Source organism: Marinomonas sp. CT5, assembly GCF_018336975.1.
GTDB lineage: Bacteria > Pseudomonadota > Gammaproteobacteria > Pseudomonadales > Marinomonadaceae > Marinomonas.
On record NZ_CP025572.1, the window covers coordinates 954560 to 974582 of the forward strand.

The window sequence follows — 20023 nt, forward strand, 5'->3', positions numbered from 1 at the left end:
GAGTGAAAGCTCAAGATCATCAAAATGACAAAGACACATAGAATTACGATGAAAATAACATCGGTTTGATACTTGGTTATCCCTATTTCAAAATGAATTGTTAAAGATCCAAGCACGTATTCGCGTGTTTTGGTGAGACGACAACGTCCAACCAGAACAAAACGCAAAACGAATTGCTTGACGATCATAGAGGCGTTGAACCACCTGATCCCATCCCGAACTCAGAAGTGAAAAGCGCCATCGCCAATGGTAGTGTGGGAGATCCCATGTGAGAGTAGGTCGTCGTCAAGCTTTATATTGAAAAGAACCCCGTCCTGCTCAGCAGGGCGGGGTTTTTTCGTATGGCGGTGTAAATAGGATTTTCCTCTCAAGCAAGTGCGTGTGGGGGCTTTATCAAAGACACGCATGTGAGAGTCCCGCAAGGGGATAAGCATCGTCGAGCTTTACATTAGGCCCTGATAGCTAACGCTGTCAGGGCTTTTGCTCTTATCAGCGTTTAGCAATAACCCAAACTGCATGAACAATGCCTGGAATATAGCCTAAAATAGTAAGCAGTATATTTAGCCAAAAAGCACCGCCAATACCAACTTGTAAAAAGACGCCAAGTGGTGGTAGAAGAATAGCGAATAATATTCTGATTAAATCCATGTTTGTATCCTCAATGGTTTGTTTGTTCTTAAGTTAATGTATCGAGTCTTTGTAGTATGGACTAATTAAGTCGTGGTTTTACGTTTTTTGACTAATAGGGGATTTATATTTCTTAGAAGAATAGCTTCTGGTTGGTGTTTATATTGTATATTCTCTAAGGGAAAGATATGCCCTATGGAGTTAAGCTTTTAGACGTGGGGTGGGAATATATATTTTTATAGTTTTGATGAGGTTTTTTATTATCAGTTATTTTTCTTGAGATGTGTCTAGCATTCTTTTGCTTTTTAGCTAGTTCTTAATGGTAAGGTTATTAACAAAATATAGGTAGATTAGTACTATGTCAGACAAAGAGAAACATAAAAAGAAGGATAGAAATAACATTTTTAAGTTAGTTGTTTCTCAGTTTCTGATTAATTTAGGTGATGTGTTAATTAATCCAAAAGTAACCTTACCATGGATTATGCAGGTAGTTGGTGCTCCTCTGTATCTTTTGGGTTGGCTGGTACCAATACGCGAGTCTGGCTCTTTGTTGCCGCAGATAGTAATCGCTCACTTCATGTATAGATTAAAAGTAAGGAAATGGGTTTGGGTGCTGGGAAGCGTCATTCAGTCTATCAGTGTTTTGGCTATGGGAGTTTGTGCGTTTTTTTTTGATGGTGCTATTGCTGGGTGGGGAATTCTAGGTGGCTTAATAATCTTTAGTATTGCAAGAGGCCTCAATTCAGTAGCGTCTAAAGATGTATTAGGTAAGACAGTTGATAAAGCGAAGCGTGGAAGAGTTACTGGTTGGTCTTCTAGTGCATCGGGGCTTATAACAGTCTGCGTTGCTGTGAGTATATTGCTTTATTTCAAAGATATAGAGGGAGGGGCTTCGTATTATATTGGAGGAATTGCCGTCGCGACATTGGTGTGGTTACTTGCTGCTTGGATTTATTCATCAATCAACGAACCTCAGAGCGATATTGATCCTAAAAATACAAAGTTATTAGACCTTTTTAAAGAGTTAGGTTTATTACGTAAAGATAAGGTTTTTCGAGAGTTTGTAATTGCTCGCTCTTTGTTTTTATGTGCGGCATTGAGTGCGCCTTTTTACGTTGTGATAGCTCAGCAAAAATCAGAAAATAATACATCAATTCTTGGACTGTTTATCTTAGCGAGTGGTTTAGCTTCTTTGTTTTCATCCCCTTTCTGGGGGTTGTTTTCTGATTACTCTAGTAGAAAAGTGATGATAGTTTCTTCTCTACTAAGTGTATTCACTGGCGTGTTTTTATTTTTGTGCGTCAGATTATTTCCTGAGACGGACTTTATTACGTGGCTCATCGCTATTTTATATTTTGTATTAAATATTGCTCATCAAGGGGTGAGAATTGGACGAAAAACCTATTTGGTGAATTTGGGTGAAGGTAATAAGCGTACCAGTTATGTGTCAGTAAGTAATACAATTATAGGCATTGTTTTGCTTGCAATGAGCAGTTTGAGTTTGCTTACTTATTTTTTATCTCTAGAGTCGCTTGTTCTTGTATTTTCAATAGTTACTTTATTTGGTGTCATTGTTGCGGTTCGTTTACCTGAAGCCTGAGATGTAAAAGCGACTTTTATCTTATGTCGCTTTTTGATCTGGTACTTTTAGTTTGGTAGGGGTATCGATGGAGCGTGTTTTATACGATTTAAAACAATAGTAGAAGTGTAGTCTCTAATGCAGGGTAAGGTGGATAGTGATTCATCTAGAAATGTGGACAGTGAAGGGAGGTCTTCGCTAATAATTCTCAGCCAATAGTCTGCTTCTCCACTTATTGAATAGCATTCTAATATTTGTGGGATGGTATTGATTGCTTCTTTGAATGCTTTATCTGAGCCTTTTAGATTTTTTTCAATAATAATACTGACAAATGAGGTTATCGGATAGCCGAGTTTACTTGCGTTAAGCTGAGTAAAGTAAGCTTCTATCAAATTGTTTTGTTCTAGTCTCTGTAAGCGACGTGAACACTGGGAAGGGGATAGGTTAACTTGCTCTGATAAAGCAACGTTCGTGAGTCTCGCATTGCTCTGAAGAGCTCTCAATAAACGCCAGTCATAACAGTCTAGTTCAATCTGGTTCATTTAAGGTTCCTTATCAACATCTAAGGTGTGTTGTTATTTTTATATTGGTGTTTCTAAAGCATTTAGAATAAGGAGTTTTATAAACTAAACAAGTTAAAATGCATTTTATTTGCACTTTTGTCTAATGAGGATTTGTTGATGGAGAGTGCTTCTCCTAGAAAAATACCGCTGACCTATATGGAAAGCGGTATTCACTGAGAAGTTTAGATAATTGGTAAGTTCTTTTTTAGCCAAGTTAAGGCTTCTGGATAAGGATTGGGTAGATTTAATTCTTCCAATGCTTTTTGTAAAGTCGAAGAGTTTCCAGAGCAAAAGTTAAGGTGCCCAACTTTTCTACCGAGACGAACCTCTTTTTTATACCAGTAAAGTTCCAAGCCTTGTAGGTTTAGCCAATTGTAATCTAAGTCAATACCAATTAGGTTGACCATAATACTTTGGTTTTTCACTTCCGCAGGTGCCAAAGGAAGGCCTGTAACAGCTCGTACATGATTTTCGAACTGGCACACACTTGCTCCAGCTTGTGTCCAATGACCGCTGTTGTGGACCCTTGGAGCAAGCTCGTTAATGAGTAAATCATCACCGACACGGAAACATTCCATCGCCATAACACCTACGTAGTCTAGGGCATCCATGAGTTTGCTTAGCATTTGCTCAGCTTTAGCCTGTAATGGCTGAAGGCGTTCTAATGGCGAAATAGAAGCATAAAGAATACCGTTGATGTGAAGGTTTAGAGTTAATGGATAAAAATGCGTGTCGCCATTTTTTCCACGTACACCGACTAATGAAACTTCTTCATCAAAGTTAATCGCTTGCTCTGCTATCGCTTGTCCCTTCCAATCTTCAGGTATTTCAGAACCTTCTGATTGCTTTAACCAATACTGGCCTTTGCCATCGTAGCCACCACGGCGGCGCTTCATAAGAACACGGTCACCTAACATCTCATATGCATGAGTTGCAGTAGAGTCAGATTCAACTGGAAACCATGGTGCGGTGGCGAGTTCTAAACGGTCCAACCATTGTTTTTGGGTTAAACGATCTGCAAGTTGTGGAAAGGTCGCTAAGTTAACAAAGTTACTGTGAGTGGCGAGTTGTTTTGTTGCGACAGTCTCAGGCCACTCCTCCCTTTCTGCGGTCACAATATCTGTTGGAGCTAATGGCAAAGTTTCTGTAGATTCAATGTCAACTGGACGTACATCAATACCCAGTGGTGTTCCTGCCTGTTTCAGCATAGCGCCTAGTTGACCTGCCCCTAATACCCATAGAACTGACATAGATTAAGCCTCTCTTGGGTCTGGGTTAGCTAAAACAGTTTCTGTTTGGTTTGCTCTAAACTGTTCGATTTTTTGGGCAAGCTCTGGGTTAGAAAGCGCTAAAATCTGACAAGCTAATAAGCCAGCATTGAAAGCGCCAGCAGTGCCAATGGCTAGGGTGCCAACAGCAACACCTTTTGGCATTTGTGCGATAGACAGTAGACTATCCATACCGTTTAAGGCTTTACTTTGCACTGGTACGCCTAGAACAGGCAAACGTGTATGGGCTGCCACCATTCCAGGTAAGTGCGCTGCACCACCGGCACCACCAATGATCACTTTGAAGCCTTTTTCTGCAGCACTTTCTGAAAATTCTGCAAGTTTGACTGGTGTTCTATGGGCAGAGACAACCTCGACGCGATAACTCACTCCGAGAGCGTCCATTATTTCTGCGGCGCCTTCCATAGTTGACCAGTCACTTTTTGATCCCATTATTAGGGCGACATCTGCTTGCAAAACTCTTCTCCTGTAAGTTGTATCCAACGTGGTGCTGAGGGTTTTATACGTTGAATCTAATCAATGAATTTGTCTTGTTATAACATGGCCTAACACGTCATAGCACGGCAATAATTTGCGGCTAATATAGCCGATTTAGAGGAAAACCGCGAGCTTTGATAGGAGAAATGCTGGGGTGAGAGATAAAAGAAAAGAGCGACTAAAGTCGCTCTTGCAGACTGCTGATAAAGTCCTCGCCATTCGGCGGGGATTTTTTATAATAACGGCATGCTTAAAGAACGCCCCCAAACCCAGTCTTCACTAGAGTTTGTTTCCATTGACGAGCTCGTTCCGAGTGATCATCTTCTTCGTACGATTGATCGATCCATCGACTTTTTATTCTTACATGATCTTGTTAAGGGCTTTTATTGCGCGGATAACGGTCGTCCCGCTCTCGATCCTACTCTCATGTTTAAGCTGCTGTTTATTGGCTACCTTTTTGGTATTCGTAGTGAACGTCAGTTGATTCGAGAGGTACAAGTGAATGTGGCTTATCGTTGGTTCTTAGGTTTAGGCCTGACTGACAAAGTACCTGATGCCTCCACTTTGAGTGCGAACCGCACACGTCGTTTTAAGGAATCAGACATTTATCAAAAGATCTTTGATGAAATCGTACTGCAAGCCATGAAGCACAAATTGGTTGGCGGACACACCTTTTATACCGATTCCACACACCTTAAAGCCAATGCGAACAAAAAGCATTTTAAAAAAGTAATGGTGGAGAAGTCTCGTCAGGCCTATATGGATGAGCTTGATAAGGCGATTGAGGAGGATCGGATTGTTCATGGAAAAAAGCCTTTACCACCTGAAAAAAATAAGGTGGAAAGTCGTGAAATCAAGCAGAGTACGACGGATCCAGAGAGTGGCTATATGGTACGGGATACTAAGCCCAAAGGGTTCTTCTATTTAGATCACCGAACAGTTGATGCACGTTGCAACATCATTACTGACGTACACGTCACCGCAGGCAATGTCCACGATGCCGTCCCTTATTTAGAACGATTGGACCGAATCAAAGAACGCTTTAAGTTTTTCATCACATCGGTCGGAGTCGATGCGGGGTACTTTACCTCGGCCGTTTGTCATGGGTTAGAAGAACGACATATCTATGCCGTGATGGGCTATCGTCGTCCTAATCACAAGAAGGGCTTCTTCTATAAACGCGAATACAAGTACGACAGGGAACACGATGTCTACCTCTGTCCGCAAGGTGAAAAACTCATTTACAAAACCACCTCTCGAGAAGGTTACCGTCACTACGACTCAGATAGCCGGATCTGTGCGAACTGCTCAGAAAAGCACCGCTGCACCATAAACAAAAAATCGGTCAAAACCATTACACGACATGTTTTGGAGAATAGTAAAGAACGCATCAATGCCCATCGGCTAACCCCATTAGGCAAAGTTATTTATGCGAGACGAAAGGAAACCGTGGAACGAAGTTTTGCCGATGCAAAAGAGCTTCATGGTTATCGCTATGCGCGTTTTAGGGGGAAAGATAAGGTCACATCTCAATGCCTGCTAACCGCGGCGGCCCAAAATATGAAAAAGATAGCTATGATGCTGAGTTAGAGGCTTTTATCTGTTCAAAAAATGGCTGACTCGATAGTCAGAGCCTCAATAAAAGCTCTCAGAGAGTGCCAAGTCACTAATGAGGTATATTAAGCTATTTGGAAAGAAATACAGGAAAACACTCAGAGAAATAAAACCCCAGTTAAAGACCTGGGGTTTATCAGTAACCTGAAAGAGCGACTAAAGTCGCTCTTGTAGATATTTTTCATAATCTGGTATTTGTCGTTCAAACTCGTTTTCGAACAAGGGAGACGTAACCAAAAAATTAGCGGAAGACACACTGCAAGCAATAGGAATGTTCCAAACCGCGGCAACTCGAAGTAGTGCTTTGATATCAGGGTCATGAGGCATCGGCTCAAATGGGTCCCAAAAGAATATCAGCACATCTATTTTGCCTTCAGCAATCAGACCTCCAAGTTGTTGATCGCCACCAAGAGGGCCACTAATCAGAGATTGTACCGGAACCTTAAGCTGCTTCTGTATTAAGTTGCCAGTTGTTCCTGTCGCCATCAAGTTGTGCTTGATTAACTTATCACAATGCTTGTCAGCCCACTCAACGAGAGCTGGCTTCATATTATCATGAGCAACCAGAGCGACGTTTTTGCGCTCTGGTGTCGTGATGACTTTTTGTTGCAGCGTTTTGCTCTTCACTGTGAATTATTCCTCAGTAGCACCAACTTTGACGATCTTCATCATGTTAGTGGTGCCGTAGCTTACCAAATGATCACCTTTGGTTACGATGACAAGGTCGCCATCTTTGATAAGGTCCAAAGATTTAACGTGGTTAACCAAGCCTGCAATTATGGTGTCCACATTAAACTCTTGTGAAGAGAATGATACCGGTGTTACACCACGATAAAGGTTTACTTTATTAAGTGTTGCTTGGTTTGGAGAAAGAGCATAGATAGGTAAGCCTGAGCTAATTCGAGACATAAGCAGTGGCGTTGTGCCTGATTCAGTCAAACTAATAATGGCTTTAACGCCTTCTAAATGGTTAGCCGCGTACATAGCCGACATGGCAATGGTTTCATCGATGTTTGTGAAAGTAACATCGATACGGTGCTTAGAGCGATTGATGGCAGGTTGTTTTTCAGCACCTAAGCAAACACGGTTCATGGTGTTAATGACTTCTTCTGGATAAGCACCAGCCGCTGTTTCGGCAGAAAGCATAACCGCATCTGTGCCATCTAGTACCGCGTTTGCCACATCAAATACTTCAGCACGGGTAGGCATAGCACTGGTGATCATGGTTTCCATCATCTGAGTGGCTGTTATGACAGGGCGGTTCAATTGGCGGCAGCGTTTGATCATGTGCTTTTGTACGCCGATTAATTCGGCATCGCCAATTTCGACACCTAGGTCGCCACGGGCAACCATTACGGCGTCAGAAGCTAAAATTATGTTATCCAGGGTTTCATTGTCGGCAACGGCTTCGGCACGTTCTACTTTTGACACAATGCCTGCTTTTAGGCCTGCGGCTTCAGCTAAAGCGCGAGCTTCGTGTAGGTCCTCTGCTGAGCGAGGGAAAGAAACCGCCAGATAATCGGCTTTTAATGCGGCCGCCGTTTTTATGTCTTCGCGGTCTTTGTCTGTTAGTGCTGCAGCTGAAAGTCCACCACCTTGGCGGTTAATGCCTTTGTTGTTGGATAGGTCACCACCAACAATCACTTTGGTAATCACTTCTTGGCCTTTAACTTCCAATACTTCTAGTACAACGCGGCCATCATCAAGAAGTAGAATGTTGCCTGGCTGTGAATCTTGAGCTAGTTGTGGGTAATCGATACCAACGCGTGTTTCGTCGCCATTGTTTTTATCAAAGCCTACATCAAGAATGAAGGTTGCGCCGTCTTCTAATTGAACTTTGGTGTTTTTGAAACGAGCGATTCGAATCTTAGGGCCTTGCAAGTCGCCTAGAATAGCCACATGACGACCATTTTTTTTCGCCATTTCACGAACAACTTCTGCGCGGTTGATATGATCTTCTGGTTGACCATGAGAAAAGTTTAAACGAAATACGTTAGCGCCCGCTAAAATGAGCTTTTCGATCATTTCTGGGGAGCTGGAAGCTGGGCCTAAAGTGGCAACAATTTTAGTTCTACGAGTCATTTTATTTACCAAAGATTAGAAAGCAGGATGTGAAGTATAAGAGACGACGAAGGCTGCGTCAGCAGCCTTCGTGTATTTTGACTATTTAGCCGCCATTAAAGCGATAGTATTATCGAGCATTCTGTTTGAGAAGCCCCACTCATTATCATACCAAGCCATTATTTTGACGAGCTTGCCTTGGACGCGAGTTTGTGTGGCGTCGAAGTTTGATGTGTAAGTGCTGTGATTGAAGTCTGAAGAAACCAGTGGCTCGTAATTGACGTGCAATACTTGAGCAAGAATCGGATCGGCTTTGATCGCGTCTTCAATAATCTTGTTCACTTCCTCTGCCGTGGTTTCACGTGGTGCTAAAAACGTTAGATCAACAAGAGACACGTTGATGGTTGGAACACGAACCGCCATACCGTCGAATTTACCAACTAACTCTGGAACCACAAGGCCAACAGCGGCCGCGGCGCCTGTTTTACTCGGAATCATGTTTTGTGCAGCAGCACGGGCACGATATAGGTCTTCATGGTAAACATCAGAAAGGCGCTGATCATTAGTGTAAGCGTGAATGGTTGTCATCAGGCCACTTTCAATACCGAGCTTATCACTTAACGGTTTGGCGACTGGTGCCAGACAGTTGGTTGTACAAGAAGCGTTTGAAATAACCGTCATGTCGGATGTTAGAACATCTTGGTTAACACCGTAGACAACCGTTGCGTCTACTTCTTTACCTGGTGCAGAAATGATAACTTTTTTTGCCCCAGCTGAAATATGAGCGCTGGCTTTTTCTTTTGTAGTAAAGAAGCCTGTGCATTCATAGACAACATCAACACCAAGGTCAGCCCAAGGTAGGTCTGCAGGGTTACGTTCAGAGAAAGTACGGATTTTATCTTGATTGATATATAGCGCTTCTTCATCAAAAGTGACTTCTTCATTGAAGCGGCCATGGACAGTATCGTATTTCGTTAAATGGGCGTTGGTTTTTGAATCACCAAGATCATTAATCGCTACTATTTGGATTTGATCGCGTTTACCTGATTCGTATAGAGCTCTAAGAGTGTTGCGTCCAATGCGTCCATAACCGTTGATAGCTACCTTAATCGTCATACTCACCTCTAAATATAGTGCGGAAGTTGCGATTGTTCGGTTTCGAACATATCGCGTTCAATTTTGTTCTTTGACGTAAAAATACTACATAAGTAATTTTTTTAGCAAGGATTAGTAACAAATTCCTGCCAATATGGCTGTTTTTTGATCATATATTGATCTAGAGCTAATATTGTACAGAATTATGTTACAAATATTAGGTTATTTTAGCGGATAAAGAGGTTTTTTCGAATTTATTTTGTAAAAAAATTACCAAATATTAAATTTTTATTGGTTTTTATGGCTTTTAAAGCGTGAAATAAAATTAAAATGTAGTAATATTACAAAATATTATGACGTCAGGTTATTCGCTAAGATGACTGAACTAAAACGGAGATAAGCATGAATCCGATTGTTACTAAAGTAACGAACGACATTATTGAACGAAGCAAAGCGTTGCGTGAGCAATATCTAAAGGATATGAAAAAAGCGCAAGAGCAAGGACCACATAGAGGTAAGTTGTCTTGTGGTAATTTAGCCCATGGCTTCGCAGCATGCCAACCTCAAGATAAGCAAAAGCTGTCTCTAATGGAAGAAGCGAATATTGGTATCATATCTTCTTATAATGATATGTTGTCCGCTCATCAACCTTATGAAAACTACCCAGACCAAATTCGTGCAGCGATCAAAGAGATGGGATCTGTCGCTCAATTTGCTGGTGGTGTCCCTGCCATGTGTGATGGTGTAACGCAAGGGCAAGATGGCATGGAGCTAAGCTTGTTTAGTCGCGATAATATTGCACAAGGGGCGGCAATAGCGCTTTCACACAATATGTTTGATGCGGCTATTTATTTGGGCATTTGTGACAAAATTGTCCCTGGGTTGTTGATTGCTGCATTACGTTTTGGTCATTTACCGGCTTTGTTTATTCCTGCAGGTCCAATGCGTTCAGGTATTACTAATGCTGCTAAGGCGGCTGTTCGTCAGCGCTTTGCTCAGGGGCAAGCAAGTCGAGAAGAATTGCTCGAGGCGGAGGCGGCTTCCTATCACAGTGCTGGTACGTGTTCTTTTTATGGTACGGCCAATTCGAATCAGTTATTAGTTGAAATGATGGGCTTGCAGCTGCCTGGCTCTTCTTTTATTAACCCTGATGACCCTTTGCGAGAAGTTTTAACGAAATATGCTTCTCAGTTATCGACGAAAATTACAGCGCTTGGACGTGACTACCGTCCACTATATGAGATAGTGGACGAGCGTAGCATTGTTAACGCCATTGTTGGTTTGTTGGCAACGGGTGGTTCAACAAACCACACCATGCACATTGTCGCTTATGCCCGTGCGGCCGGTATTATCGTCACTTGGGATGACTTCTCTGCTTTGTCTAAAGTGGTGCCTTCTCTAACAAAAATTTATCCGAATGGCCAAGCTGATATCAATCACTTCCATGCAGCGGGCGGAATGGCCTTTTTAGTGAAGCAATTACTGAAAGGCGGTCTTTTGCATGAAGATGTGAACACGATTGTTGGTAAAGGTTTGTCTCATTACACCAAAGAGCCTTTCTTGGATGGTGATAAGCTTATTTGGCGTGATGGCACTGATGAGAGTTTGGACCTAAATGTTGTACGTCCTATTGAAGACCCTTTCAGTAAAGAAGGGGGGTTGGCGCTTCTTAAAGGTAACCTTGGTCGATCAGTAATTAAAGTATCCGCGGTGAAAGAAGAAAATAGAATTATTGAAGCACCTGCGGCAGTCTTTCATAGCCAAAATGCCTTAGCTGAAGCCATTGCGAGTGGTGAATTAAAGCGCGATTGTGTTGCTGTTGTTCGTTTCCAAGGCCCCAAAGCGCTAGGCATGCCTGAGCTGCATAAATTAACCCCATATCTCGGTAATCTACAAGATCAAGGCTATCGAGTGGCATTAGTCACTGACGGACGTATGTCTGGTGCCTCTGGTAAGGTGCCTGCCGCGATCCACTTGACCCCTGAAGCATTGTCAGGCGGTTTGATCGCTAAGATTCAGGATGGTGACATGATTCGTTTGGATGCCGTAGAGGGGACTCTGTCGGTGCTGATTCCAGAAGATGAGTTGAATAAACGAGAAGCGGCTCATCAAGACTTAACCGACTCTCATCAAGGAATGGGGCGTGAATTATTTAGTGCCCAGCGCATTTTGGTGAGTGGTGCGGAACAAGGTGCTTGCAGCTTGTTTAATGATTAAACGGTTCCTCTGACTACTAACGTTTGTTAGTAAATGGTGTTTGGGGGCTTGTTTCAAGCCCCATTTTTTTATCTGTAACTTATCTTCTTTCTTTTCTTCGAACTTGGCGGCCGCTTAATTTGCTATTTACCCGATAGCTTCTATTGGAAATCTATTTTTATATCAATTTGAATCAAAAAGGCCCGAACCTGATATCAGGTTCGGGCCTTTTCATGTTATCAGCTCAAGAGCAGATAACTTATTCCATGGTATCGAGTGCTTTTTCGTATTCGTCAAAAGACTCTGTAACAGACTCTTCAGGAGCGCCAGTCGCTAGGCTCACCACAAAAATAGCGATAGCTGAGAACAAGAAGCCTGGAACAATTTCATAAAGGTCGAAAATGCCGCCAGTTAATTGTTTCCATACTACAACAGTCACACCACCAATGATGATGCCTGCTAGGGCGCCGTTGCGGTTCATGTTACGCCAGAATAGGCTGAGTAGAATCGCAGGACCGAAAGCCGCACCAAAGCCAGCCCAAGCATAAGATACTAGGCCAAGAACTGAGCTCTCTGGGTTCAATGCCAGTATTAATGCAATAATAGAAATGGCTACAACCGCAAAACGCCCAACGTTAACGATTTGTTTTTGTGTCGCATTTTTATTAAAGAGCTGCTTGTAAAAATCTTCAGCTAGAGCGGAAGAAGACACCAATAGTTGGGAATCCGCTGTACTCATGATAGCCGCTAAGATAGCAGCAAGAAGAATACCAGCAACCACAGGGTGGAAAACGGCATTTACAAGAATCATGAAGATTTTTTCAGGGTCCGCTAGATCGCCCGTTAGGTTTGTGTCAATAAAACCGATACCGACTAGACCGATCAGTAATGCACCCGCCATAGAGATAAACGTCCAGATGACAGCGATACGACGAGCTGTTTTGATGTCTTTATTGGAGCGAGATGCTTTAAAGCGCGCTAGGATATGCGGTTGACCGAAATAGCCTAGACCCCAAGCTACAAGAGAAATGATGCCAATTGCCGTTAGAGGTTCGCCGCTCACGCTTGTCCAGATGTCTAGTAGCTCTGGGTTCTTAGCCATTAGCGTGCTGGAAAGTTCTGACCAACCGCCGTCAAGAGCGACAAGAGGTACGATGACTAGCGCCGCACTCATCATCAAGCCTTGCACAAGGTCTGTCCAAGCAACGGCTAGGAAGCCACCAAATAACGTGTAGGAAACAACACATACTGTGCCGATAATCACGGCATAAGTGTAATCTAGTCCAAATACGGTTTCGAATAGTTTACCGCCAGCAACCAAACCGGAGCTTGTATAAAACAAGAAGAACAGCAAGATGAATAGAGCGGAAATAGATTGAATCAACTTGGATTTATCGTTGAAGCGAATAGACAGGAAGTCTGGAAGTGTCAGTGCGTTATTTGCTTTGATACTGTACGTTCGCAAGCGTTTTGCACAGATTAGCCAGTTAAGCCAAGTACCAACAAACAGGCCTCCTGCAATCCACACAGCTTCTAAACCTGAGGCGAAGGCATAACCAGGTAAACCTAGTAATAACCAGCCACTCATGTCTGAAGCGCCTGCCGATAAGGCAGTAGGCCAAGGGCCTAGAGAGCGTCCACCTAAGAAGTAGTCTTCAGAGCTGGATGTTAGTTTGTAAGCGTAAAGCCCAATTCCTAGCATTACTACTAAGTAGGCTAGGAATGTAAAGCTGATCGCATAGCTGCTTTCTATCATTATTATTGTCCCCGAGTTGAATAATTTCTGGATGAAATAACCTTTAATAAATACGGTTATATGTCAGTATGGATAGGTTCTATCCTTGTATTGCAAAGCTTTGCATGACTTTCTGACTAACTAGATGATGCTTTATACAGCTTCATCTAAATCACATCCAAATGAGTTATTGTCGTTAAATTTTTTATTGTAATAGTTATTGATATTTGATCTAAAAATAATCACATGATCGTAAAGAGTATGGATAACATTTTGACACTTTTCAAAAACTAGGGTGATTCTATGTGGGTCAAGAAGGAGAATCTTTCAAATTTCTCTGTGAAAATTGTAAAAAAATAGTATTTGATTATCAAATCAGTGGATTAGCAGAATATTGTGAGCGGGAAGGCTTAAGGATTATATTAGAAGGCGCATGGACTGCGCCTTCTTCATGAAGATTACTTTTTCTCAACTTTTGGTAATCGAGTATCTTGTACACTTTGTTTTAGCTTTTTAAGGTGTGCATTGAACTCAGGGCCACGTTTCAAAAGTACGCCAGTCGCAAGAGCGTCAATCAAGGTTAGATAGACAATGCGAGAACTCATTGGGGTATAAATATCGGTATCTTCCGTTTCTTCGATGGGAAGAACGATAGAGCAATGCTCGGTTAAAGGTGAATCTGGGTTAGTAATACCTATCACTGAAGCGCCTGTTGCTCTAGCAACACGCGCTGTTTCGATCAAAGGTAAGGTTCGACCTGTATAAGAAATCACCACAATGGCATCGCCTGAGTGTGCCCCAGCGGCGGCCATTCGTTGAACTAAAATATCGGTATAGGCAACAACCGGCATGTTTAATCGAAAGAACTTATGGTGGGCATCTTTTGCCACAGGACCTGAGGCTCCAAGGCCATAAAATTCTATACGGCGTGCCTGAGCAAGCACATCAACAGCGCGACTGATAAGGCTTTCTGGCAAAATTTCTTGAGCACGAGTTAGGTTATTTTTCGCGGCTTCAAATATTTTGGCAGTAACGGCACCGGGAGCATCATCAGGTTCAACGTTCAGGTTCACATAAGGCGTGCCAGTAGCTAGGCTCTGCGCTAGAGACACTTTAAAGTCTGGGAAGCCACTACCAATTAAACTACGACAAAATCGGTTAACGGTAGGTTCACTTACTTCTGCCCTAGCTGCTAATTTTGCAATACTAGAATGGATAGTCGTCTTGGGGTCTGCAAGAATTGCCTCAGCTACTTTGCGTTCAGATTTGCTTAAAGTGCTCAGTCGTTCTTGGATCTTACGAATAATGTCTTCGTGTTTATTCATCTATCTGCTTCAAAATTGTCTATTGACTCGGATTGTTCAGTTGTTCATTCTGACAGCGACTTACAATTCTGGCAATAAAAAAGGATTTAAAATGACTAACTTAACAGCCTATTTCGATAAAATGGCGAGGATTTTGCCTGAATTTAATGAAATCCAAGTAATGCTTCTTGAAGAAGGCTTCTCCAATAAAGTATATCGTTTGAGTTGGAACAAGGTTCCTCAATTAGTCTTGCGCGTACCGGCTTTAAACGAAGAGGCTTTTGGTATTGATAGGCAAAGTGAAATGCTTGTATTACTTGCGGCCGCAAAAGCGGAAATCTCCCCGCCGGTATTATGGCACGATGATCTAGGTGCTTTTGCGTGCCAATACGTTACTCAGCCTTCATTAGGGTGGGATGTTGAGCACTCAGACGTGAGTGTAAAAAGAGTGGCGAACGCTTTGGCCCAAGCACATCGTTTGCCGGCCATAACCCACTCATTTTGTATTTATGATTTGATTGAACATTATCTTCAGTCGATAGAATTGCATTCAGCTTCTCGTGCAGATATTCAAGGTGAACTTAGTTATTTGCGTGGGTTGTTTTCAAATCTGCCACGTGTAAAGCAAAGTGCTTCTCAAGTCGTTTGTCATAACGACTTGAATCCGAAAAATGTCCTAATAGATGAGGATGAGATTTGGCTGATCGATTGGGAATACACTGGAATGGGGGATCCTTTATTTGATTTGGCCGTGGTGGCTCGCTCACATAATTTAACTCGTGATCAGCAAATCACCTTGATCCAAAGCTATGATGATTCTCTTGCGCTGGAAGAAACCCTTCAAAAAGTGGCTAAATACAGTTTGGCCTATTCGTTGCGAGAGATGACATGGTTGTTGCTAAAACATGTCACCAGCCCCGAGGACCCTGATGCTTGGCCTTTCTATGTGGATTTTAAAGCGATGCCAACGCTCAATCCTTTTCTTGAAATCAGCAAATAGGCTATTAAAAGCTAAGAGTAAAAAATGATGTTAATTCCAAGTTGGCAAACCCGTTTGGCTGACGAATTTGATAAAGACTATATGCGTTCCTTGCAGCAGTTTCTTGATGGGGAACAGAAACAGGGCAAAGTTATCTACCCCGCTGAAGCGGAGCGTTTTACGGCATTGAATAAAACGCCATTTGAGCAGGTGAAAGTGGTGATTCTTGGGCAAGACCCTTATCACGGCGAAGGCCAAGCTCATGGTTTATCTTTTTCGGTTAAGCCCAATGTTAAAGTGCCACCGTCCTTGGTCAACATCTATAAAGAGCTTGAGATGGATTTAGGAATTTCACCGGCACAGCATGGTTTTTTAGCACAATGGGCGCAGCAAGGCGTCTTATTGCTTAATAGTGTGCTGACGGTTGAAGCAAGCAAAGCGGGTTCCCATCAAAATAAAGGTTGGGAAATTTTTACAGATAAAATTATTGAACTAATCAATAACGAGCATCAAGGCGTTGTCTTTATGTTGTGGGGCTCTTATGCCCAAAAGAAAGGCCAACACATTGATCGCACAAAACATTGTGTTTTAGAGAGTGTTCACCCATCGCCGTTGTCAGCGTACCGTGGTTTTTTCGGGTGTCAGCATTTCTCTAAAGCCAATGGGTATTTAGAGTCGTTGGGTAAGCAGTCGATAGAATGGCAACTAAAGCCATTGGAAGGGACAGAAGACGTAAAGCAAACTCAACAGTTTGGTTTGCCTTTTTAAAAACACCGACTAGCACCTATCCGGCGCTAGTCGGTGTTTTTGATGTAGTGATTACTTTTTAGCTTCAAGTGAGTAGGGCAGGGGGAGTAGGGTTAATTCACTTCCATCCATCAGCAGTTGATCTGCTTCGCTAGGATCAATGTTCAAGATAATCTGAGCATAATGATGGTCTTGAATATGAGCCGATGAGAATATTTGTCCCACATTCTTGCCTTGTCCATCAAGGATGTCTTGTGTGGTATCTAAATGGCCTTGCCAAGTCACTAACGCCAGTTGCTTCTTCGATTTTCCTTTGTATTGCATACGAGCAACGATTTCCTGTCCTGTGTAACAGCCTTTTGTAAAACTGATGCCGCCTGTGCTCTGCATGTTAAGCCATTGAGGCAAAATGTTTTCGCTCTGTTCAAGGCTAATCAGTGGGCGAGCGGCGAGAATCGCTAAGGCGGCTAGCTCAGGATTTTGTTCTTCTATTTCGTGGTTGCTAGCTGGGCAAATAAGCCATTGAATGTCTAAAGGCTCTTGGCTAACGGTTAGGCTAATAACGTCGCTATTGTGGCTGGTGGCGAACTGGTCGGATGCATCTGACTGGCTTGCCGCTAACTTTGCATACACCGCAAAATTATCTTGCTCATCGACCAGTTCCGTTTTGAAGAAAACCGCATACTTTTTCAGGTGTATTAAGGTTTTTTCAACCAGATCTTTTGCCATCAACATGAGTACATCTTCATTATTCTGAACGATATAAAAGCTGCTGATGATGCGGCCTTTAATGCTGCAAATGGCCCCGTACAAACCGGTTTCTTGTGACAGCTTGTTTATATCGCAAGTTGTTTGGCCTTGTAGAAGTTTCTTGGCATCGGGGCCAGAAACACGCAGTACGCCGATATCTTGCTGTCTCTTTACAACGTCGTTGTTTTGCAATTTTGAGTCAATAATATCGTGAAGCGAAGTCATAGAAGGTTCCAAAAAATAGATCAGACAAAATAGGTTGCAGCGGCTCTGCATGAATAGCCTATCAGTAATGCCTTAATTTTACATTTCAATGGCTAATAGATAAGGAATTTTTATATCGAGAGAGTAAGTTAAGGGAGGGGTGACTAATCAAAGCCAACCATTTTTATGCTGTAGTGGTACGAAAATGGCCAATTACGACAATTATGTTGACACTTTTACCCATTCTTTTGAGTATGAAGTGATGGTCGGCATGCCATATTAAAAACATAAAATAAAACACGATTTATAGAAGAGTAAAAGCATGTATTTAGGTCTTGATCTTGGCACATCTGGTTTGAAAGGCGTCGTTATAGACGATCAAGGAAATGTACTGGCGCAGGAGTCGGTTCCGTTAACGGTTGATAGTCCGCATGCTACTTGGTCGGAACAGGACCCCTTGTCATGGTGGCAGGCTTGTAAAGATGTCGTTGAGCAATTGCAGCAGCGTTTGGATCTAAGCAAATTAAAAGCACTGGGGCTTTCTGGACAAATGCATGGAGCAACGCTACTGGATGCGAAAGGTCAAGTATTACGACCTTGTATCTTATGGAATGATGGCCGGAGCCAAGCACAATGCGAAGCCATGATGACGCAGTGTCCTGACTTGATCGAACGTTCTGGAAACCTATTTATGCCAGGTTTTACCGCTCCTAAAATCCGTTGGATAGAAGAGAATGAGCCAGAGATATTTGCTCAATTAGCTTATGTTTTATTGCCAAAAGATTATTTGGCTTATCGGCTTACGGGAAGTATGTCGACCGATTGCTCAGATGCAGCAGGAACCCTTTGGTTAAATCCTGAAACCCGTCAATGGGATGAGGCATTATTAGCCGCAACGGGGTTAACACAGGCCAATATGCCGAAAGTGCATGAAGGCTGTGATGTGGTTGGTGTTTTATCAGAAGAGATTGCTCTGGAATTAGGGCTTTCTAAGCTGCCAGTGGTGGCGGGCGCCGGTGACAATGCGGCGGGGGCTGTGGGAATGGGAGTCACCAACCCAGGCCAAGGCTTTATTTCGTTAGGTACATCTGGGGTGTACTTTACTGTGAGTGAATCTCACAAGGCGAACCCACAGAATACCGTGCATGCTTTTTGTCATGCCTTGCCGAATCGCTGGCATCAAATGGGCGTGACTTTGAGCGCCGCGAATTCTTTAGCTTGGTTTGCCAAGCTGGTGGATAAATCCGTTGCCGAATTATTGGATGCCCTTGAGGACAGCGAGATCGAGCAAACGACTGTCTTGTTTTTGCCCTACCTTAGTGGCGAGAGAACCCCGCATAATGACCCATTCGCCAACGGACAATTTGTTGGTTTAAGCAATACGACGAACGTTGAAGCCATGACCTTGGCAATATTAGAAGGTGTGGCGTTCTCTATGCTGGATTGCCAAAACGCCTTAGACAGTGCGAAGAGTCGAGTCGACGAGTTGTCACTGATTGGCGGTGGTGCTCGTTCTGCTCTGTGGCGTCAGATCATTGCCAACGTTTTGAATAAGCGTTTGATTTATCGTGACGGTGGAGATGTTGGGCCGGGTTTGGGGGCGGCACGTTTGGCGCTATTAGGAGAGCAACAAAGCCAAGGCCGAAACATTGAGTCACTAATTGAAGAATGTTGCACCATGCCAGAGGTATTGGCCGTGCACGAACCAGACGACAGGTTAAAATCTTATTATCAGAATAAGTACGATGTGTACCAATCTTTCTATCAATCGACAAAAGCCTTGAATCAAAAGCTGATGCAACTCTTTTAAACGTCATAAAAAACGCCGCGAGATAAACTGGCGGCGTTTTTTATAGTGAAGGTGTTGGCTTTATGAAACGGGCGCCATTCCTTCAATATGGACATTGCTTTGGGTGCGGAAGTCTCTTGGTGTTACCCCTTTCAGCTCATGAAATCGGCGGTTAAAGTTAGCGACATTATTGAAACCAACCTGAAAACAAATGGTGGCGATTTGTTGATCTGTCTCCGTCAGCAGGCTGCACGCGCGACTCACACGCACTCGATTCACAAATTCGATAAAACGGTTACCTGTTGCTTTTTTAAAGAAGCGTGAAAAATGGCTGTCTGACATGCCGATTAAACTTGCCACGCTTGATAGCGTAATGTCTTGGCTGTAATTCTGAGACACGTAATCGACCACGGTATTGATTTTGCGTTGCAAGGTTTCGCTGGATTTTAAGTCAATTTGTACCGTAGAAAGTAAGCGATAACTCCTGCTCTGGGCCAGTTTTTGCAATAAAGGAAGTGCTAGGATGAGCCTTGATAAACCAGTGGAATCACGAACTTTTTGAAAGACGTCTTTCAGGTACTCATGATCCTGATCATAAAATTCAATGCCAGACTTTGCCCTTGCTAGCATAGGTAGAATCTCGGCGAGCTCAGGAATTATTTTCATGCCATTGGAAAAGGATTCGTGATCAAAACGAATGACCATGTCTCGTAGTTGAACCTCTTCCTGATCTTTTTGGCATATCCAATTATGGGGGAGACGAGGGCCAGTTAAAATGAGTTGGCCAGGTGAGTAATTGCCTATGTAATCTCCCACAAAGACTTTTCCTGAAGTGGCAACGATGAAGTGCAGTTCATAGTCATCATGAGCGTGCCAACGTATGAGATCGCAAGGGTATCCGTGTTCTAGATAACGAATGGTTTCGTTGTCTTCAACAATTTCATATTCTGGCGTGATGCGTTTGGCTGTGTTTTGCATAATCTTCTCGCTCAGCAGATAACAGTATCACTCACT

Annotated in this window: 18 protein-coding genes and 1 rRNA gene; 7 read left to right on the forward strand and 12 right to left on the reverse strand. The window is 42.9% G+C overall.

Annotated features, from left to right (window positions below; genetic code table 11):
- Positions 1–188 (reverse strand): hypothetical protein (locus C0J08_RS04555; protein WP_212652125.1); only part of this gene is annotated, 188 nt, incomplete at its 3' end.
- On the opposite strand from C0J08_RS04555, the gene rrf reads away from it, so the two are divergent.
- Positions 177–291 (forward strand): 5S ribosomal RNA (rrf, locus tag C0J08_RS04560). The two genes, C0J08_RS04555 and rrf, sit on opposite strands and share 12 nt — an antisense overlap.
- Positions 292–489: 198 nt before the next feature.
- On the opposite strand, the gene C0J08_RS04565 is transcribed toward rrf, so the two are convergent.
- Positions 490–648, reverse strand: coding sequence for a YqaE/Pmp3 family membrane protein (locus C0J08_RS04565; RefSeq protein ID WP_212654929.1), 159 nt, complete (start codon positions 646–648; stop codon positions 490–492).
- Between the two features lie 337 nt (positions 649–985).
- Here C0J08_RS04565 and C0J08_RS04570 point away from each other — a divergent pair, with 337 nt between their 5' ends.
- Entirely contained in the window at positions 986–2227 is a 1242-nt protein-coding gene (locus C0J08_RS04570) for an MFS transporter (protein ID WP_212654930.1), read from the forward strand.
- 47 nt (positions 2228–2274) lie between these two features.
- Here C0J08_RS04570 and C0J08_RS04575 read toward each other — a convergent pair whose 3' ends face one another.
- The 3 genes from C0J08_RS04575 to purE form a co-directional block, all read right to left on the reverse strand.
- Positions 2275–2748 (reverse strand): Lrp/AsnC family transcriptional regulator, encoded by a 474-nt coding sequence (locus C0J08_RS04575; protein ID WP_212654931.1) that lies wholly within the window; start codon positions 2746–2748, stop codon positions 2275–2277.
- A 203-nt stretch (positions 2749–2951) separates the two neighbouring features.
- Positions 2952–4019: a 5-(carboxyamino)imidazole ribonucleotide synthase gene (purK, locus tag C0J08_RS04580; RefSeq protein ID WP_212654932.1), complete on the reverse strand. Its 1068-nt coding sequence runs from the start codon at positions 4017–4019 to the stop codon at positions 2952–2954.
- A 3-nt stretch (positions 4020–4022) separates the two neighbouring features.
- A complete protein-coding gene (gene purE / locus C0J08_RS04585; protein ID WP_212654933.1) occupies positions 4023–4514 on the reverse strand; it encodes a 5-(carboxyamino)imidazole ribonucleotide mutase in 492 nt (163 codons plus the stop codon).
- A 267-nt stretch (positions 4515–4781) separates the two neighbouring features.
- On the opposite strand from purE, the gene C0J08_RS04590 reads away from it, so the two are divergent.
- Complete coding sequence (locus C0J08_RS04590; RefSeq protein WP_212654934.1) at positions 4782–6125, forward strand: IS1182 family transposase; 1344 nt, start codon at positions 4782–4784, stop codon at positions 6123–6125.
- A 180-nt stretch (positions 6126–6305) separates the two neighbouring features.
- On the opposite strand, the gene C0J08_RS04595 is transcribed toward C0J08_RS04590, so the two are convergent.
- From C0J08_RS04595 to gap, 3 genes are all read right to left on the reverse strand, one after another.
- Positions 6306–6776 carry a methylglyoxal synthase gene (locus C0J08_RS04595; RefSeq protein ID WP_212654935.1) on the reverse strand — a complete coding sequence of 157 codons (471 nt, stop codon included), beginning with the start codon at positions 6774–6776 and terminating at the stop codon, positions 6306–6308.
- 6 nt (positions 6777–6782) lie between these two features.
- Positions 6783–8231 (reverse strand): pyruvate kinase, encoded by a 1449-nt coding sequence (gene pyk, locus C0J08_RS04600; RefSeq protein ID WP_212654936.1) that lies wholly within the window; start codon positions 8229–8231, stop codon positions 6783–6785.
- Positions 8232–8312: 81 nt separating this feature from the next.
- Positions 8313–9326: a type I glyceraldehyde-3-phosphate dehydrogenase gene (gene gap / locus C0J08_RS04605; RefSeq protein ID WP_212654937.1), complete on the reverse strand. Its 1014-nt coding sequence runs from the start codon at positions 9324–9326 to the stop codon at positions 8313–8315.
- A gap of 381 nt (positions 9327–9707) precedes the next feature.
- Between gap and edd the strand changes: the two genes are divergently transcribed.
- A complete protein-coding gene (edd, locus tag C0J08_RS04610; protein WP_212654938.1) occupies positions 9708–11522 on the forward strand; it encodes a phosphogluconate dehydratase in 1815 nt (604 codons plus the stop codon).
- A 238-nt stretch (positions 11523–11760) separates the two neighbouring features.
- Here edd and putP read toward each other — a convergent pair whose 3' ends face one another.
- Complete coding sequence (putP, locus tag C0J08_RS04615) at positions 11761–13257, reverse strand: sodium/proline symporter PutP (RefSeq protein ID WP_212654939.1); 1497 nt, start codon at positions 13255–13257, stop codon at positions 11761–11763.
- 437 nt (positions 13258–13694) lie between these two features.
- Positions 13695–14561: a transcriptional regulator HexR gene (hexR, locus tag C0J08_RS04620; protein WP_110577254.1), complete on the reverse strand. Its 867-nt coding sequence runs from the start codon at positions 14559–14561 to the stop codon at positions 13695–13697.
- Between the two features lie 91 nt (positions 14562–14652).
- Between hexR and C0J08_RS04625 the strand changes: the two genes are divergently transcribed.
- Positions 14653–15540 (forward strand): choline kinase family protein, encoded by an 888-nt coding sequence (locus C0J08_RS04625; protein WP_212654940.1) that lies wholly within the window; start codon positions 14653–14655, stop codon positions 15538–15540.
- 24 nt (positions 15541–15564) lie between these two features.
- Complete coding sequence (ung, locus tag C0J08_RS04630; protein ID WP_212654941.1) at positions 15565–16287, forward strand: uracil-DNA glycosylase; 723 nt, start codon at positions 15565–15567, stop codon at positions 16285–16287.
- A 51-nt stretch (positions 16288–16338) separates the two neighbouring features.
- Here the strand turns inward: ung and ygfZ are convergent, their stop codons facing one another.
- Complete coding sequence (ygfZ, locus tag C0J08_RS04635) at positions 16339–17241, reverse strand: CAF17-like 4Fe-4S cluster assembly/insertion protein YgfZ (RefSeq protein ID WP_212654942.1); 903 nt, start codon at positions 17239–17241, stop codon at positions 16339–16341.
- Between the two features lie 301 nt (positions 17242–17542).
- Here ygfZ and xylB point away from each other — a divergent pair, with 301 nt between their 5' ends.
- Positions 17543–19030: a xylulokinase gene (xylB, locus tag C0J08_RS04640; protein ID WP_212654943.1), complete on the forward strand. Its 1488-nt coding sequence runs from the start codon at positions 17543–17545 to the stop codon at positions 19028–19030.
- A gap of 60 nt (positions 19031–19090) precedes the next feature.
- On the opposite strand, the gene C0J08_RS04645 is transcribed toward xylB, so the two are convergent.
- The gene (locus C0J08_RS04645; protein ID WP_169460423.1) at positions 19091–19987 is read right to left on the reverse strand and encodes a helix-turn-helix domain-containing protein; all 897 of its coding nucleotides are present in this window, start codon (positions 19985–19987) and stop codon (positions 19091–19093) included.
- Positions 19988–20023: the final 36 nt, after the last annotated feature.